Genomic DNA, 16,785 nt, shown 5'->3' on the forward strand with positions numbered 1-16,785 from the left:
ACTTTGAAGGGAGCATATCAGAACGGATTAGCTCTCTTATTTTGAGCATAGGTTTTATACCCTAAAAACTCATATTAATTTTGTTTTAGCAATGTAATGTTTATTTGGATTCTTTAACATTGACATCAGTTGCATTTGTTCTAGATCTTAAATCAGCTTCTATTTCTTCTAAACTACGTCCGCGTGTTTCTGGTAAGTATTTAATAACAAAGATTAAAGCACAGACACCGATAGCTGCAAAGATTAAGAAAACTTGTTCTACTGATAAAACATCAGTCAAAATAGGGAATAATTGCGCAACTAGTAAACTACCAATAGATAGTACTAAAGCAGCGATTCCTGTTGCAGCACCACGTGCGCGCATTGGGAATAATTCTGGTAACATAACCCAAAGTACTGGTCCCCAAGTAAAACCAAAGAAGATGATGAAAAGCGTTAGACAAGCAACCATAATCCATGCAGAAGATTGGATACCAATTGTCCAAACTAATATTGCCATGATTAATAGTGAAGCTACCATACCAATATTACCGATGACTAATAATCGCTTACGATCTATTTTATCAATAATCATAATTGCTACAATCGTAATAAGGACGTTTACGGTACCAATACCAACTGTGCCTAATATAGAAGTTGCATTTCCAAGACCAGCTTTACTAAATATCGTTGGTGCGTAATAAATAATAGCGTTAATACCTATAATTTGTTGTAATAAAGCAAATACACTACCAATGATCAATGTTGGTCTTAACCAAGGTGATTTTAATACATTCCAAGTGCTTTCAGAAATAGCATTTATTTCTTTCATATCAGCAATTTCTTTATCAATTTCGCTTTCTTTAAATGTTAATTTCATAACGTCACGAGCAGCTTTTTCACTTCTGTGTTCAAGTAGCCATCTAGGGCTTTCAGGCATAAATGCTACACCGATTAATAGAATGAGTGAAGGTAATACTGCTAAACCGAGCATCCATCTCCATCCTTCGATTGGAGTGAAAGCATAGTTAATTAAATATGAAGATAAAATACCAATTGTAATCATTAATTGGTTTAAGGAACTTAACGAACCACGTTGTTCGGTAGGTGCCATTTCAGATAAATATACTGGTACGATTGCTGTTGAGCCACCGACAGCTAATCCGATAACAAGTCTACCAATTACTAATACTGGCATTGATGGTGCTAAGGCTAAAATTAATGCACCGACAATATAAATAATAGCGATAATAAATACAACACGTCTACGACCTAATCTATCAGACATAGGTCCACTCGCACCGGAGCCGAAGATAGCGCCGACTAACATCGATGCAACGACAAGTCCTTCAGTAAAACTATTTAACGGTATGTCATCTTTTATAAATAACAGTGCACCTGATATAACCCCCATGTCATAACCATAGAGTAATCCTCCCAATGCACCAAGGAAAAAGATGAGCTTTTTATTCACTTTGATTCCCATATTAACCCTCCTGATAATATTCAATAATAATAAGTATACGCTTTCATATTTTAATTGTAAATGTTAAAGTATAATAAATTTATCTATTGATATATATTTATATGAATTGTAATATTTTTGTAGTTTAAATAAAAATGTATAGTTATATAAGTTGATATCAAATAAAACTCCGCACATCAATTTTTGTTTGATGTGCGGAGTTTTATAAAATCATCTTATGCGTCGAATTCGATAACAATTCTACCAGAATTATTATGTTGAAGCACTTCATCTATGCTGTTTTTAATATCTTTAAAGTTTATATTATGTTTTATATCATGTAATTGATCTGGTTTTAAATCTTTTGATAGACGACGCCAAATATGTTTCCGTTGTCTCATTTCTGTATATACAGAGTCAATACCTATAACGTTTACACCTCTTAATATGAAAGGAAAGACTGAGCTATCGAATGTAGCGCCTCCTGTCATGCCAATGAGCGCAACGCTACCATTATAATTAAGTTGCTTAATGATTTGTGAAAAACTGTCACCACCAACTGGATCGATGACTGCTTGCCATGTGCGTTTACCTAAAGGTTTATTATCTTCTTTGTCAATTCTAGAAATAACATCTTTTGCACCTATGGTTTTAAGTGTTTCAGTAGCTTCAGTCTTACCTGTACTAGCGATCACACCATATCCAATGCCATTTAACATCATAATCGCTAATGTTCCTACACCACCTGTTGCACCTCTTACAAGCACTTGATCTTTTTCTACAGATAGTCCATTATGCTCTAATTTTTCAATTGCTAAACCAGCTGTGTAACCTGCTGTCCCATATATCATAGCTTCTTCAAGTGTGAGGTCTTTAGGTAAAGGTACAATCCATTCTTCTTTTACGCGGACATATTCACTAAAACCTCCGAAATGGTCTGTTCCTAAACCGTACCCTGTAACGATGACTTCATCTCCTGGTTCAAAAGCATGTGTGTCAGAGTGAGCTACCACACCTGCTAAATCGATGCCTGGCACCATTGGATAACTGTTAACAATTTTTGAATTGTCTAATGTAGCTAATGCATCTTTATAATTAATTCCAGAGTATTTCGTTTTAATCAACACTTCACCTTCTGGAAGATCATCTATTGTCATATCTTTAAATTCGCTTGTTACTTTGCCGTCTTGTTCATTGACCACAAAAGCTTTAAATGTTTTCGTCATTGCCTTATGGCACTCCCTTATGTATATATATTTATGAACAATTAAAAAACTAGAACTACTTTATCATGATATTGTGAATTTCACAATAAGTGTAAAAGCGCTGATTTAAAAGTAAGCGTTTTAATTTTAACAATCGTAAACTTTATGTCATTTGACTATACTTTAAGTTGTCAAAAAAATATATTAAGTCGTATAGTAACATATTTAACATTTTAGTATACTAATTGACAAGATGGTAAAAAGGGGGCATGCAGTATGACAGATAATATTGAATTGGTAAAACAATCGGAAGTACATCGGTTAAGAGAAATTTGTATTACAACATTTAAACATACATTCAAAGAAGGTGGATATACACAGGAAGATTTTGAAACCTATTTTAAACAGGCATATAATGTGGAAACGTTACAAGACGAATTGAATAATAAACATTCATTCACATATTTTTATCTCAGCAATAATGAAATTGTAGGTTATTTTAAATTAAATATAGACGATGCACAAACTGAGGCAATGGGTGAATCCTACTTAGAAATTCAAAGAATATACTTTTTACCTCAATCACAAGGTGGAGGAAAAGGGAAAAATGTTTTTGATTTTGCAATTAAAAAAGCACGCGAGTTGTATAAAACAAAAATTTGGTTAGGTGTATGGGAATATAATGAAAAAGCATTAAACTTTTATAAAAAACAAGGCCTACGTATAACAGGTTCACATGAATTTCATACTGGTAACGTGGTAGATACAGATTTAATAATGGAAAAAACCATATAGCAGCTTTTGAAAAAGTCGTTTATCCTGTAATTTGTTCAATTATCTTGGCGCATTGTATTCCTATTGCAAAAGCTAGATATTAAATTAAAGTTTCTATTTTTTAAGTTTTTGTAAAAATTATATTTATTTCAAAAAAAGTTTTGATAAAAGGTGTTTATTTTAATAATAATAGTGAATAACATAATAATTCTCATTTATCCTATTTGTTAAACACATTACATAATTTTAAATTAGGCAATGGGAAGGACACAACTAAGGAGGCTTATTATATGAAGAAGTTATTAGCAGGTTTTCTTACACTTACATTAGCACTTGCTGCTTGTTCTAATGGTAGTGATGACAATGGCGGTAGTAAAGACGATAGTTCGAAAGACAAACAGTCTTCCGATGACAAATCAAAAGACTCAAAAGATTCTAAGAGCGATGACAAAAAGGACAATGATAGTTCCGATAAAGATTCAGATAGTAATTCGGACAACAAATCAGACAGTGATGCTGATAAAAATAGTTCTGACTCAGACTCTAGTTCTAACTCTGATGATAGCAGCAATTCTGGAAACAGTGACAATGCCAATGATAGTTCGACTAACGGTTCCAACGGCAGTGATAGCAATAGCGATAATTCAAATAATGATAACAATTCAAGCAATGCGGATAGCAATGAGAGTACAGCAAGTAATGCAAATAGTAATGCTGATCAAGCATCTAATAGTGCAAGTAATTCAAATGCGGGCAACACAGGTAACAGTGGTGCTTCTCAATATGTGGCACCTTATCAAGGTCAAAATGCAGTGCCAGTCGCACAAAACATTACTTCAGGTAGCACTGACGCACAAACAGCTTTACAGTCATTGCCTAATTTCCAAAACGCTTTAGACAATGCAACTGCTGAAGTCAATGCGTTAAATGGCCAATCAAATCCTTATAATGATTATGCTATTGAAGGAAGCGAAGGGAATTATAGCTATATCTTTAGCTTCCAAAACCAAGCACAACCTGGTAGTTATTCAATTGTAACTGTTGACCAACAAGGAATTGTTAGAGTAGTTGATCCAGCTTACCAACAATAAAAGCATCATAAAATAACGTGATTTTTATACGTATTATAAAAAAGTGGCAAGTAGAAAGCATTAACTTCTAACTTGCCACTTTTTAATTTGGTAAAATTTTCTTTATGTGCGAATCGTTCGAGTATGATTCCTTTAAATGCATTTTATATTTAAATAAAAGCACCAAAACCAATATTCATAATTTAAACTTTGAATTTTAAATTAGAATAACAAATTGTTGGTTGTATATGTGATGATTAGTTTAATTTATTGGAATTAATCGACTTTTGAATAATATGTGAAATCGTTTCAAAGGCATGGTTGTCTTTATTTATAAACGGATTAGCATGTATATCTTTCATTTGGTGACTGATTAAATCATTTAAGAGCGCTTTTGAATCACTATATCTAACTGTAGAAAGAGAATGCATAACATCTTCATAAACACCGCGTTCACTCACATATTTTTCATGATCAGGCGTATATTGGCAGACAGTTTTATCAATCGTAAGTGCATCAAAAATAAGTGAAGAATAGTCTGTTAATACTGTATCTGATACTAACAATAAATCTTGAACTTCAATATGTGATGGCGCAATGATAGCATTTTCAGGTATATAGTTAGATTGGTCGTTGATATGCCCTTTAAAGATAACATTATATTTATTCAATAAGCCATCACTCATTGGTAACAAATCGGTTGCTTCATTTGCTGCTTTCCATGTAGGAACATAAAGTAATGTTTGTTTTTGAGGATCTAGTTTTAATTCTTTCTTTATAAATGAGATATATGGTTGATCAGATTGTTTATCTAACAGATATCTAATTCTCGGATACCCACAATTTAATAAGTGTGTGTGTTGTTGTGGAAACGCAGACTTGAAATGTTCCATAATGGCTCCGGAATCACTGATGAAGTAATCTTGTTGCAACCATTTATTATATTTGCGTGCACGATAATTATAGATATTGAGATTCTCATTAGGTTCATGACTATCTAAAAATAGTTTTTTAATAGGTGTGCCATGCCATAGTTGTATAATTGTACCATTTGGTTTGATATCATCAGGGATATCGTTTTCTAAAATAACCACACTTGCTGTTTCTATTAGATTTTTTGATTTCGCGTCATTTGGATCGATAAAATTAGGGCCATTTACATCATTCGTTATAAAAAATATAGGTAATTTAGAAAAGTACTTTGCAAAATGATTAAATAAATAGCGAGAATTACCTCGAAATCCATAATCAAAACCTAAAAAGACGATATGATTTTTAACTTTCGATTTATCTTTCTTATAAATATAACTGCTTTCATAATGTTTTTTTTCGTAATGACGATGAACTAAAGTATAAATCCAATGTGGAAGTTTGAATTTAGTATTTTTAAGCACTTTATCTGTAAATCGAATGTCGTCATGATTAGGCGCTAGTGTTTCACTATTTTTAAATGGTATCGAGTGTTTATGTTCAAAGGCTAATTTGTTTAAATTGAATTTAGTAGTGTTTAATGGCGTGAATGCTTGAATGTAATCCCATATAGCACTACTGGTTGTAAAAGCATGTTTGAAATTGAAAACGACATGGCTATCTGTTACGACATCATCTTGCAATAGTGATAATAATGCTAAGTCAAATATATTATTAATGGTATAATTGTTTATTATTTTTTGAGTGGTTTCTATATGGAAAATAATATTTGGAAAATGATTTAGATTATCCATCCAATCATTAAAAGTGATTTCGGGTTTACCAAAATATCGGCAATCATTTAAATATTGTTGATTGATTGTATAATCTGCAACGATAGTGACCGGTTTTAGTGTAACTGCGTCTAACATCGATTGATAAATTTCACTATTTTGATCTATATATACAAAGTGAGTATATCCTTGTGCTGTAGCTTTCTCAAGGTCCTTTACGAAAAGGTCCCACGTTGAAACTTCTATTTGCTTTATCATTTATAATCCCTCGATTTAAATATTATTATCCTTATTTTATCATTTAATACGTCATAGATAAAAGAAACTTCAATATTCATATTAGGATTGAAGAATTGCGTTTGAGATGATGTATATTCAATTGGAATTTATTAGAAAAATAAAAAACTTTAATTTTAGGCTATTAATTTTTTGGAAATTATTGTATTTTACTTAAAGTAGATGTTATAATTTATGTGAAATAATTCACAAATGGAAGATGATTAATTAATTTAAGTATAGGAAGTGAGTATAAATGTTTGTAGAAAGTATTAACCCCTTTAACAATGTATTATTATCCAGTATTGTAGCCGCTATCCCTATCATTTTATTTTTATTATGCTTAACCATTTTCAAAATGAAAGGGATATATGCTTCAATTACGACATTAGTAGTTACATTGATACTTGCAATAACGATATTCAAATTGCCTATGAATATCGCAACAGGTGCATCAATTGAAGGATTTTTCCAAGGCATCATTCCAATTGGTTATATTGTGATTATGGCAGTGCTGTTATATAAGGTTACAAATGAAACTGGGCAATTTGATAAGATTCAAGATAGTATTGCGAGTGTATCGCAAGATCATCGTATTCAATTATTGCTCATAGGTTTTGCGTTTAATGGATTTTTAGAAGGTGCAGCAGGTTTTGGTGTGCCGATTGCCATATGTGCCTTGTTATTAACTCAATTAGGCTTTAAACCTTTAGAAGCTGCAATGTTATGTTTAATTGCTAATGCTTCAGCTGGTGCATTTGGAGCAATTGGCTTGCCTGTAACAGTGATTGATACACTTGGTTTACCAAGTGATGTTACAGGATTTGCGGTTTCTCAAATGTCTGCTTTAACTTTATCGATTATGAATATGTTTATCCCATTTTTATTAGTATGGATTATTGACGGTTTTAAAGGTATTAAAGAAACGTTACCAGCAATCCTTATTGTTGGTGGAACTTTTACGATATTACAAGCTTTGATTACGGTGTTTATTGGACCAGAACTAGCTGATATTATCCCACCGTTAGTATCAATGTTAGCGTTAGCCTTATATTCTAAAAAACATCAGCCTAAAAATATATTTAGGTTGAAAGATAGTGGAGAACCTAAGTCTATTGTAAAACATAATTTTAAAACTTTAATATATGCATGGAGTCCATTTGTGATTTTAACAGCATTAGTTATGATTTGGAGTGCACCACAATTTAAAGCGTTGTTCTCACCTAATGGTGCGTTGAGCGCATTAGTATTTAATATTCAACTACCAGGTACGTATAGTGACATTGCTGACAAAGCAATTACATTACCACTCAATATCATTGGACAAACTGGTACAGCGATTTTATTAGTAATTTTAATAACTATATTAATGTCAAAACAAGTGAACATGCTTGATGCAACACGCTTATTAAAATTAACTTTTAAAGAATTATGGTTACCTATTATTACAATTTGTATTATTTTAATTATTTCTAAATTGATGACTTATGCAGGTTTAAGTAATGCTTTAGGTGAAGGTATTGCTAAAGCAGGATCAATCTTCCCGCTATTGTCACCTATCTTAGGTTGGATTGGCGTATTTTTAACTGGTTCTGTGACAAATAATAATACACTATTTGCTCCGATACAGTCAGCGGTAGCTAATAATATTGGTACAAGCGGTGCATTGCTTGTATCTGCAAATACAGTAGGTGGTGTAGCAGCGAAATTAATTTCACCACAATCCATTGCGATTGCAACTGCATCTGTACAACAAGTAGGTAAAGAATCAGAGTTATTAAAAATGACGTTACGCTATAGTTTTGCATTTATTATCTTTATATGTTTATGGACTTTCATGTTGAACTTTATCATTCATTAAAGCATCGTGGTTATGGTTGTTAGTAAGATGCCTGTGATTATGGCATATTACAGATGATTAAGTTTATTGTAATAAAATATAAAGATCGAAATAAAAAAGAAGCCGTTTGGCTTCTTTTTTTATTTCGATGCAATCATCATTTGAAAGTAATGGTAGACTGAATCTGATGAAAATAATTGGACGGTTTGATACCCATTTTCTATGATGGATTGTTTATTAAATTCCTGATTGATAAGTCTGAGTAGTTTATTAGAAAGATCTTTTACATTTCCATGCGATACGAGGTATCCATTGACGTTATTTTGTATCAGAGCGTCTGGTCCTGCATTACCATCAAAACTAACCACGACATTACCTTGATTCATAGCTTCTAAAATTACCATTCCGAACCCTTCATTACGAGAAGGGACGACTGTAATATCACTTTTAGCTAATTTTTCGTTTAATTGCTGAGTTGAACCATAAAGTTTTACGATATCTGCTAGTTGGTGCTCTATGACTAATTGTTGTAAAAGCTCATGCTCTTTTCCGTCACCATAGATGTGTATTTGATATTTAAAACGTCTGACTTCTTGTTGAATAGGTATGATACTTTGAATTAATAGGTCGAACCCTTTTTCGTATTCTAGTCGTCCTGCGGCAGTAATGATTTTTTCTTTTGATATTGAGAGACGGGGCTCATTTAAAATGTTGGGTATGACATAAACAGGAGTTTGAACAAAAGATTCATATTTACTTTTATCACTTTCTGTTAGTGTGGTTATTTTGTCTAAATATTGATAAGCATCTAAGATTTCTTGTTGTAGGGTATCGTTATGTGCTTCAAAATTCATATGTTCCATACCTATTTTCTCTACATTTTGTGGACCATAGTGAGCAATTAATATATTAAAACTCGCACGTGTACCAATGAGCATATCAGTGGAAACATTGCGTATTGCTTGAATCATTTTCTTTTCTATATAATGTGAAAACTGATAAAGACCTGGTTCATATTGTGAAATTAATTTTGGTCTAGAAAACGGAGTGTATTTGCGGATTCTATTAAAAAATATAGCTTTAATATTTAAAAAATGTAACTGATAGTCTGTTAAAGCACGAACTTTAATAGATTTATGTAGTTTGAAATAAGGTTTAGAAGCCCCCTTGAAAACGGAAATGATTTCAACCTTATGACCTTTTTCGGCTAAAACATTAGCTAATTGAGAAATAGATTTAACAGTACCACCCATAGCATAAACATTATGCGTAAAAAAAGTGATAGATTTCATTGGAATACCTCCAAAAGTATAAGAATTAAATTAAAATTTATTATAGCATGAAATTTAAGAGAGTGATAAAGTAATGAATGTTATGTGTGACACAATGTAATTTGATTTTAAGTGTCTAATGTTAATTGCAATTTAAGTCGTCTCATAGCTATTATAGTTAACAGGTATTAACATAATTTGAGTAGAATTACTGAAAGCCCTTTTTTCATAGGACAATAACGTATATAATTAGAAGTGTAACAAAAGATTCTGCTATTTTTTTAACATTTAGTATAATTATAGTAGATTAAGATTTAAATTATTCACTATAGAAAACGCTTTATCATGGCTGTGATTTTCCTAGATAAAGATAACGTGTCTATAAACATATATAAAAGGGGGACTGTGTTTGTTATGAGTAAACAACATAGCAAAACAGATGTCATATTAATTGGCGGCGGTATCATGAGCGCAACACTAGGAACGTTATTAAAAGAACTTGCACCTGAGAAAGATATTAAAATGTTTGAAAGATTATCTACACCAGCAGAAGAAAGTTCAAATGCGTGGAATAATGCAGGAACAGGGCATTCTGCATTATGCGAATTAAATTATACAAACGAAAACAAAGATGGATCAATCGATATTTCTAAAGCTGTTAAAATTAATGAACAGTTTCAAATTACAAAGCAATTTTGGAATTATCTTGTTAAGCAAGGTCAATTATCAAAACCTGAAGCCTTTATTAAGCCTGTGCCGCATATGAGTTTTGTACAGGGTGTACGCAATGTAGATTTTTTAAGAAGACGTGTAGAAAGATTAAATAAAAATATTTTATTTAGTAATATGGAAATTACAGATGACAAAGCGCAAATTTCTGAATGGGCACCGTTGATTATGGAAGGGCGTACATCCAATATACCAATGGCTATTACATATGATAAAACGGGGACAGATGTGAATTTTAGTGCGTTAACAAAAAAATTATTTTCAAATTTAGAAGATAAACATGTAGAACTTAATTACGAACATGAAGTAGAAAACCTAAGTCAACGTAAGGATGGCACTTGGGAAGTTAAAGTGAAAGATTTGAAAACGGATGAAGTGACAATAGTGGAAAGTGATTTTGTGTTTATTGGTGCCGGTGGTGCTAGTTTACCTTTATTACAAAAAACAGGTATCAAGGAATCTAAACATATTGGTGGATTCCCAGTAAGTGGTCTGTTCTTAGTATGTAGAGATGAGGCTATCACATCAAAACATCTTGCTAAAGTTTATGGAAAAGCAGCTGTTGGTGCGCCGCCAATGTCAGTACCACATTTAGATACACGCTATATTGATGGCAAACGTACATTATTGTTTGGGCCATTTGCTGGTTTTTCACCTAAATTTTTAAAGACTGGTTCAAATATGGATTTAATAAAATCAGTGAAACCAAACAACCTTATTACAATGCTATCGGCAGGAATTAAAGAAATGAACTTAACTAAATATTTAATTTCTCAACTCACATTATCAAATGAAGAGAGAATGGAAGATTTACGTCAATTTGTGCCAAATGCAAAAAGCGAAAACTGGGAAATTGTGGTTGCTGGACAACGTGTACAAGTCATTAAAGATACAGATAAAGGAAAAGGCACGTTACAATTTGGTACAGAAGTCATTACTTCCGAAGATGGTTCTTTAGCAGCATTGTTAGGTGCCTCTCCAGGTGCTTCAACTGCTGTTGACATCATGTTAGATGTACTTCAACGTTGTTATAAACAAGAATTTAACAATTGGGAAGAAAAAGTTAAAGAAATAGTGCCTTCATTCGGTATGAAATTATCGGAAAATGAAGCTCTATACACTCAAATTAATAAAGAAATAACTAAAAACTTAAAGATTAATTAATAGATATAGTGCACTCATTTTAACAAATGAGAAGCTTAGGAGATAAATAACCATAGTCAAAATAAGAGCGCCAATCCGCAAAGGATTAGCGCTCTTTTTGTAATTAAAATCTCAAGGTTTTAATTGTCTATGTTTGCTAGAAAATATTGTAACCTGTTATGAGCTTTAATTCATAAAATTCACAGGTATCAGCTCACTTGTTATATTGTTATTTATGGATGGTAACAGTGAATGTCGTACCTTCATATTTCGTACTTGCTACTTCAATTGTACCATTGTGTAATTCAAAAATTGCTTTCGCAATAGCTAAGCCTAAGCCATTGCTATTATCATGATTGCTTGCTTTATAGAAACGCTCAAATAGACGAGATTGGGTTTCTGGTGTCATGCCTTGACCATCATCAGTGATATTAAAATGAATTTGATCGGTATCATGTGTGAGTGTAATATCAATTGTACCCCCTTGTTCAGAATATTTGATCGCGTTCGTTATTAAGTTTTGAAAAGCTTGATTTAGTAAGCGCTCATTCCCAATTATAGATACATTAGCTAAATCAGACATAATGATTAAATCTTTTTGATTCGTCGCAAATTGTTCATGGCGTATAATCTGTTTAATCAGTTTATTAAGTTCGATGTTGTCAGTTAATTCTAGATGTTCGCCATTATCAATTTCTGATAATAATAAAAGTTCTTTGGTTAATTCACTGAGCTGTGTTGTAATTTGGTATATTTCATCGATATATTTTTCACGAGCTGTTGCGTCTTTAGCGAATTTTAATTGATCAAGTAAATGATGAATATGTGTTAACGGTGTTTTGATCTCATGTGAAACATTTTGAACAAAGTGCTGTCTCATGTCATCGACTTGTTTTAAAGAGAGTCTCATTTTATCAAATCGATATTGTAATGTGCCAAATTCATCATTACGTTTAATGTCTATCGGTACATCAAAATTGCCTTCCATTAACCTTTCAGTCGCTTGTTTTAACTGTTGTATCGGTTTAATAATCATATAAGTTGAAGAAATAACCCAAATGATTGAGATGACTAATAAGAGTGTAATTAATATGACTAAGAAAATTCTAAATTCACTAAAAGTTTTTCCGATGTCTGGTCTCATAAAAACAGCATAATTTTGACCATTGGATTGAAATTGCACACCCACAGTATTTTGAGTAGTATTTTCAAAAAATCCAGTGATAAAAGGGTTGTAGGGCAAATTTCTTATCCCATGATAATCATGGCCATTTAACACAGATTTAATGTTTTTAGAGTCAACATTATCTTTTCTAAATGCAGTGCCATAATAAGCCTTTTTGCCATTTTCTGAGACGGTCATCACTTGATAATTCATTTGTCCAAGATGTTTGAAAAAGGGTTTTGGCATTTGTATCTTAGATTCTTTTTCATAGGAAATAGCATCTTTTAATGTTCTCATTATTTTTGCATCATTATTCTCTTTTAAATGATTGTGATAAATAATGTTAGTTAATAGAAAACTAAGCAATGCACTCGATAGTAAAATGACGACAGTATAAATAGCAATACGTGAATATAGTGATTTAAACATTGTCATCAACCTTGTATCCTAAGCCACGTACTGTATGAATCGTAATCGTAGCTCCTAACTTTGACAATCGCTTTCTCAAACGCTTAATGTGTACGTCAACGGTCCGTTCATCACCTTCATAGTCAAAGCCCCAAATTTTTTCAATCAAATCGTCACGGTTAAATACTTGTTTTGGATGTGAAGCAAGTAAGAATAAGAGTTGAAACTCTTTATTTGGTAAGTTCATTGATTTAGTAGAAGATTGAAGTTCTAAATAAGCTTGATTGAGCGTGAGATTTCCAACTTTCAATTCATTATTAGCATTTATATTATACCGTTTTAATACTGCTTTTATTCTAAAGATAAGCTCTTTTACTTCAAATGGCTTAGTAACATAATCGTCTGTACCAGTTAAATAGGCTTGTTCCTTATCACTAAGTGCGTCTCTTGCTGTTAACATAATGACAGGCATTTCAAAATCTTCTTTTAAAACTTTACATAGTTCAAAACCACTCATGCCAGGCATCATTACATCGACGATAGCAATATCAACCTGATGTGTATCTAAATACGACAGTGCGTTTTCAGCACTTGATTGTGTCACAACATCTAGTCCTTCTCGTGAAATATAATTTGAAACATATTCTAAAATTTTACTGTCATCATCGACAATTAAACAAGTTGTCATGCTCAAAATCTCCTTAATCATTTTACAGACATTATATATGGAAAAATTTAACTTAACAAATAGGAAATAATTTAAAAAGTTAATCATAGTTCATATTGAGTTCATATAAAGACCTTAAACTTTAAATATAAGTTCTTGAAAGGGAGTGAAACACTATGAAATTGGCATGGCAAGAGATAAAATATTATAAATTTCGTTATATATTAATCATGTTAATTATATTGTTATTAGGTGTTATGGTTTTATTTATTAGTGGGTTGGCACAAGGTTTAGCAAGAGAAAATATTTCTATGTTAGATAATATGAAGTCAGAAAAATATGTGATGCAAAATAACAAAACACCACAAATCGAAAAATCAATTATTAAACCAGAACAGCAAGAGAAAATTGAAGATATTAGTGGACAGTCACCTTTAAAAATAGCATCTCAAACTTTGAAAATTGATAAAGATGAAGAAGATGTTGTTATGACGAATACAGTGAAAAATGAAAAACCAGAATTGTCAGAAGGACATTATCCTAAAAAAGACAATGAAGTTGCAATTAATAGTAAATTAACTGCAAGTGGGGTAGATGTTGGAGACAACATTAAAATTAAAGACGGTGAAACGTTAAAAGTATCAGGTATTTTGGATGACACAATGTATTCTCATAGTTCAGTGGTTATGATGAATAATAGTGGATTTGATAAATTGAATAAAAATGTAAGTACCGTTTATCCAATTCAAGATATGTCACAAAAACAGATAAATAAATTAGAAGATATTAATGGTATCGATGTATTTACGGAAGACGATATCACAAGTGAAATACCGAGTTATCAAGCAGAACAAGCACCACTTAATATGATGATAGTTAGCTTGTTTGTCATTTCTGCTATAGTTCTGAGTGCGTTTTTCTATGTTATGACGATACAAAAAATTCCAGAAATCGGTATTTTAAAAGCAATTGGTATCAAAACAAGACATTTACTAAGTGCTTTAGTATTACAAATATTAATAACTACAATGGTTGCAGTGATAATTGCTGTTGCATTAATTAGTGGTTTATCATTAATAATGCCAATTTCTATGCCTTTCCACGTAACTGTTGCGAATATATTATTAGTCGTAGGCATTTTCATCGTTGTTGCAATTGTTGGCGCAGCACTATCATTTATTAAATTATTTAAAGTAGACCCTATTGAAGCTATCGGAGGTGGAGAATAATGAGTTTACAAGTTAAAGATATAAAAAAATCCTTTGGGAAAGGTTCTTCCGAAACTAAAGTTTTAAAAGGGATTAATTTTGAAGTGAATGAAGGAGAATTTGTAATTTTAAACGGTGCTTCAGGCTCAGGTAAAACAACGCTTTTAACTATTTTAGGTGGGCTATTGTCACAAAGTGGTGGTGAAATATTATATAATGGTGAGCATTTATATGATAGTGATAAAAAAGCTTCTGAGCTAAGACTAAATGAAATTGGATTTATATTTCAATCTTCACACTTAGTACCTTATTTAAAAGTTAAAGATCAGTTAACAACAATAGGTAAAGAAGCAGGTATGTCTAAAAAAGAAGCCACTGATAGATCAGAAAAACTATTAACACAAATCGGTTTAGCAGAACAGCTCAACGTATTTCCACACACACTTTCAGGCGGACAAAAGCAACGTGTTGCCATCATGAGATCATTGATGAATCATCCGAAAATAATCTTAGCTGACGAACCAACTGCAAGTTTAGACGCTGAACGTGCCACAGAAGTGATAGATATGATTAAAAATCAAATTCAAAGTAAAAATATGATTGGTATTATGATAACGCACGATAAAAGACTATTTGATTATGCTGATAGAGTCATCGAATTAGATGATGGTGTCATCGTTGATCAATAGTATAATTAAATGAACCGTAATATAATTATGATTCCTAAATCAATGGAGTGGGACTGAAATCTTTTAATAAAATTAGACTTCTGTCCCACTCTTTTTCTATGAAGAAAACACTATGTTCTATTGTAAAAAGGATGCACAAATTATTTTGTGTATAGTGGCTTTAAATGGATGGAATATGCCACAACGCCATCATACTTGCCCAAAATAACACTACAAAGTAACAAGTTAGTAAAAGCTTATATTGGTACATGATTGCTAAAAAATCCCTAATTAATGCAATTTCAAAGAAATGATAAGGTGTATGACTGCCGACACCTTTTAAGTTGAGGTTTAATTTTTGTCCAAACCTTAAAGCGCGCATAATATGAAATTGACTTGTGACACATAGGATACTTGGTTCATATCTATATAATTGTTGAATGAGCACTTTTGTATATTTAAGGTTTTCTAAAGTGCTCGTAGACTGGTCTTCAAGTACTATCATTGAAGGATTAATATTTCTTTGTACTAAGTATCGATACATAGCCAAGGCCTCTGAAATTGGTTCGTCAGGACCTTGTCCACCACTTACAATGAGTCGAGCATTTGGATTTAAATGGTGTAATGCTATAGCTTTGTTTAATCTTTTAGCTAGCATAGGTGTTACTTGATCAGTAAAAATACCTGCGCCTAATACCAATATGACATCAAAGTCTTCTTTGTATGTAACATTTGAAAATGCAGATGTGCAAAGCGCATAACAAATGAAGGTGAAACATGCACTAAATGCAATAGCAGCTAACCAATAAAAAATCACATTGATACCTACAGGTATTAGACTAATATAAGCACAAGCAATCATAAATAGTAATACTCTATATGCAATAGCATACAAACGGCGCAAAAAAAGTGCGCTTAATCTATGTTTAAATAAATGATGATGTTTGATGTGTATTAACAACACGCCAACAAACATAGTGAATATGAGTGGCATAGGCAAAGATAACTTACCTACATGTAAGATGATTACAAAGTAACCTAAAATAATTTGAATTACAAAAAAAGTTAAATTAGTAGTGAATTTGAAATTTTTAATCATAGCAATAAAACCACATAAAATAATTAAACTTATAATTAAAGACAACGTATACATGGTTCACCCCGAAAGTTTATAATATTTTAAATGTAGAGCAATTATTAAAATTAATCAAATT

Annotated in this window: 13 protein-coding genes; 6 read left to right on the forward strand and 7 right to left on the reverse strand. The window is 31.8% G+C overall.

What is annotated here, in order from left to right; all coding sequences use genetic code 11:
* Positions 1–100: 100 nt before the first annotated feature.
* Complete coding sequence (gene glcP, locus KA883_RS11645; RefSeq protein ID WP_019468854.1) at positions 101–1,465, reverse strand: glucose transporter GlcP; 1,365 nt, start codon at positions 1,463–1,465, stop codon at positions 101–103.
* 215 nt (positions 1,466–1,680) lie between these two features.
* Positions 1,681–2,670: an acrylyl-CoA reductase family protein gene (locus tag KA883_RS11650; RefSeq protein ID WP_210139992.1), complete on the reverse strand. Its 990-nt coding sequence runs from the start codon at positions 2,668–2,670 to the stop codon at positions 1,681–1,683.
* Between the two features lie 255 nt (positions 2,671–2,925).
* On the opposite strand from KA883_RS11650, the gene KA883_RS11655 reads away from it, so the two are divergent.
* Together KA883_RS11655 and KA883_RS11660 are read left to right on the forward strand one after the other, a co-directional pair.
* Positions 2,926–3,444: a GNAT family N-acetyltransferase gene (locus KA883_RS11655; protein ID WP_046208540.1), complete on the forward strand. Its 519-nt coding sequence runs from the start codon at positions 2,926–2,928 to the stop codon at positions 3,442–3,444.
* A gap of 269 nt (positions 3,445–3,713) precedes the next feature.
* Complete coding sequence (locus tag KA883_RS11660; protein ID WP_210139993.1) at positions 3,714–4,514, forward strand: hypothetical protein; 801 nt, start codon at positions 3,714–3,716, stop codon at positions 4,512–4,514.
* Positions 4,515–4,750: 236 nt separating this feature from the next.
* On the opposite strand, the gene KA883_RS11665 is transcribed toward KA883_RS11660, so the two are convergent.
* Positions 4,751–6,454 (reverse strand): CDP-glycerol glycerophosphotransferase family protein, encoded by a 1,704-nt coding sequence (locus KA883_RS11665; protein ID WP_046208538.1) that lies wholly within the window; start codon positions 6,452–6,454, stop codon positions 4,751–4,753.
* A 274-nt stretch (positions 6,455–6,728) separates the two neighbouring features.
* Here KA883_RS11665 and KA883_RS11670 point away from each other — a divergent pair, with 274 nt between their 5' ends.
* Entirely contained in the window at positions 6,729–8,333 is a 1,605-nt protein-coding gene (locus tag KA883_RS11670; RefSeq protein ID WP_019468859.1) for an L-lactate permease, read from the forward strand.
* A 119-nt stretch (positions 8,334–8,452) separates the two neighbouring features.
* On the opposite strand, the gene KA883_RS11675 is transcribed toward KA883_RS11670, so the two are convergent.
* Complete coding sequence (locus KA883_RS11675; RefSeq protein WP_046208537.1) at positions 8,453–9,604, reverse strand: glycosyltransferase family 4 protein; 1,152 nt, start codon at positions 9,602–9,604, stop codon at positions 8,453–8,455.
* 393 nt (positions 9,605–9,997) lie between these two features.
* On the opposite strand from KA883_RS11675, the gene mqo reads away from it, so the two are divergent.
* Complete coding sequence (mqo, locus tag KA883_RS11680) at positions 9,998–11,476, forward strand: malate dehydrogenase (quinone) (protein ID WP_046208536.1); 1,479 nt, start codon at positions 9,998–10,000, stop codon at positions 11,474–11,476.
* 208 nt (positions 11,477–11,684) lie between these two features.
* Here mqo and KA883_RS11685 read toward each other — a convergent pair whose 3' ends face one another.
* Both KA883_RS11685 and KA883_RS11690 read right to left on the reverse strand, forming a co-directional pair.
* Positions 11,685–13,049, reverse strand: a complete 1,365-nt coding sequence (locus KA883_RS11685; RefSeq protein ID WP_046208727.1) for a sensor histidine kinase — start codon at positions 13,047–13,049, stop codon at positions 11,685–11,687.
* Positions 13,042–13,716 carry a response regulator transcription factor gene (locus tag KA883_RS11690; protein WP_019468863.1) on the reverse strand — a complete coding sequence of 225 codons (675 nt, stop codon included), beginning with the start codon at positions 13,714–13,716 and terminating at the stop codon, positions 13,042–13,044. The genes KA883_RS11685 and KA883_RS11690 overlap by 8 nt, the downstream gene beginning before the upstream one ends.
* A 155-nt stretch (positions 13,717–13,871) precedes the next feature.
* On the opposite strand from KA883_RS11690, the gene KA883_RS11695 reads away from it, so the two are divergent.
* Both KA883_RS11695 and KA883_RS11700 read left to right on the forward strand, forming a co-directional pair.
* On the forward strand, positions 13,872–14,924 hold the full coding sequence (locus tag KA883_RS11695) for an ABC transporter permease (RefSeq protein WP_046208535.1): 1,053 nt from the start codon (positions 13,872–13,874) through the stop codon (positions 14,922–14,924).
* The gene (locus KA883_RS11700) at positions 14,924–15,592 is read left to right on the forward strand and encodes an ABC transporter ATP-binding protein (RefSeq protein WP_019468865.1); all 669 of its coding nucleotides are present in this window, start codon (positions 14,924–14,926) and stop codon (positions 15,590–15,592) included. The genes KA883_RS11695 and KA883_RS11700 overlap by 1 nt, the downstream gene beginning before the upstream one ends.
* A gap of 160 nt (positions 15,593–15,752) precedes the next feature.
* Here the strand turns inward: KA883_RS11700 and KA883_RS11705 are convergent, their stop codons facing one another.
* Positions 15,753–16,724, reverse strand: coding sequence for a YdcF family protein (locus tag KA883_RS11705; RefSeq protein ID WP_019468866.1), 972 nt, complete (start codon positions 16,722–16,724; stop codon positions 15,753–15,755).
* Positions 16,725–16,785: the final 61 nt, after the last annotated feature.

Origin of the sequence: Staphylococcus sp. GDY8P54P (assembly GCF_017892645.1) — a bacterium.
Classification (GTDB): domain Bacteria; phylum Bacillota; class Bacilli; order Staphylococcales; family Staphylococcaceae; genus Staphylococcus; species Staphylococcus ureilyticus.

What these genes read in the sequence shown, in the direction of transcription:
- KA883_RS11670 (WP_019468859.1), top strand. Translation starts at nt 6,729, where the DNA reads ATGTTTGTAGAAAGTATTAACCCCTTTAACAATGTATTATTATCCAGT.
- glcP (WP_019468854.1), bottom strand. Translation starts at nt 1,465, where the DNA reads ATGGGAATCAAAGTGAATAAAAAGCTCATCTTTTTCCTTGGTGCATTG.
- KA883_RS11660 (WP_210139993.1), top strand. Translation starts at nt 3,714, where the DNA reads ATGAAGAAGTTATTAGCAGGTTTTCTTACACTTACATTAGCACTTGCT.
- KA883_RS11685 (WP_046208727.1), bottom strand. Translation starts at nt 13,049, where the DNA reads ATGTTTAAATCACTATATTCACGTATTGCTATTTATACTGTCGTCATT.
- KA883_RS11665 (WP_046208538.1), bottom strand. Translation starts at nt 6,454, where the DNA reads ATGATAAAGCAAATAGAAGTTTCAACGTGGGACCTTTTCGTAAAGGAC.
- KA883_RS11690 (WP_019468863.1), bottom strand. Translation starts at nt 13,716, where the DNA reads ATGACAACTTGTTTAATTGTCGATGATGACAGTAAAATTTTAGAATAT.
- KA883_RS11655 (WP_046208540.1), top strand. Translation starts at nt 2,926, where the DNA reads ATGACAGATAATATTGAATTGGTAAAACAATCGGAAGTACATCGGTTA.
- KA883_RS11675 (WP_046208537.1), bottom strand. Translation starts at nt 9,604, where the DNA reads ATGAAATCTATCACTTTTTTTACGCATAATGTTTATGCTATGGGTGGT.
- mqo (WP_046208536.1), top strand. Translation starts at nt 9,998, where the DNA reads ATGAGTAAACAACATAGCAAAACAGATGTCATATTAATTGGCGGCGGT.
- KA883_RS11650 (WP_210139992.1), bottom strand. Translation starts at nt 2,670, where the DNA reads ATGACGAAAACATTTAAAGCTTTTGTGGTCAATGAACAAGACGGCAAA.
- KA883_RS11695 (WP_046208535.1), top strand. Translation starts at nt 13,872, where the DNA reads ATGAAATTGGCATGGCAAGAGATAAAATATTATAAATTTCGTTATATA.
- KA883_RS11705 (WP_019468866.1), bottom strand. Translation starts at nt 16,724, where the DNA reads ATGTATACGTTGTCTTTAATTATAAGTTTAATTATTTTATGTGGTTTT.
- KA883_RS11700 (WP_019468865.1), top strand. Translation starts at nt 14,924, where the DNA reads ATGAGTTTACAAGTTAAAGATATAAAAAAATCCTTTGGGAAAGGTTCT.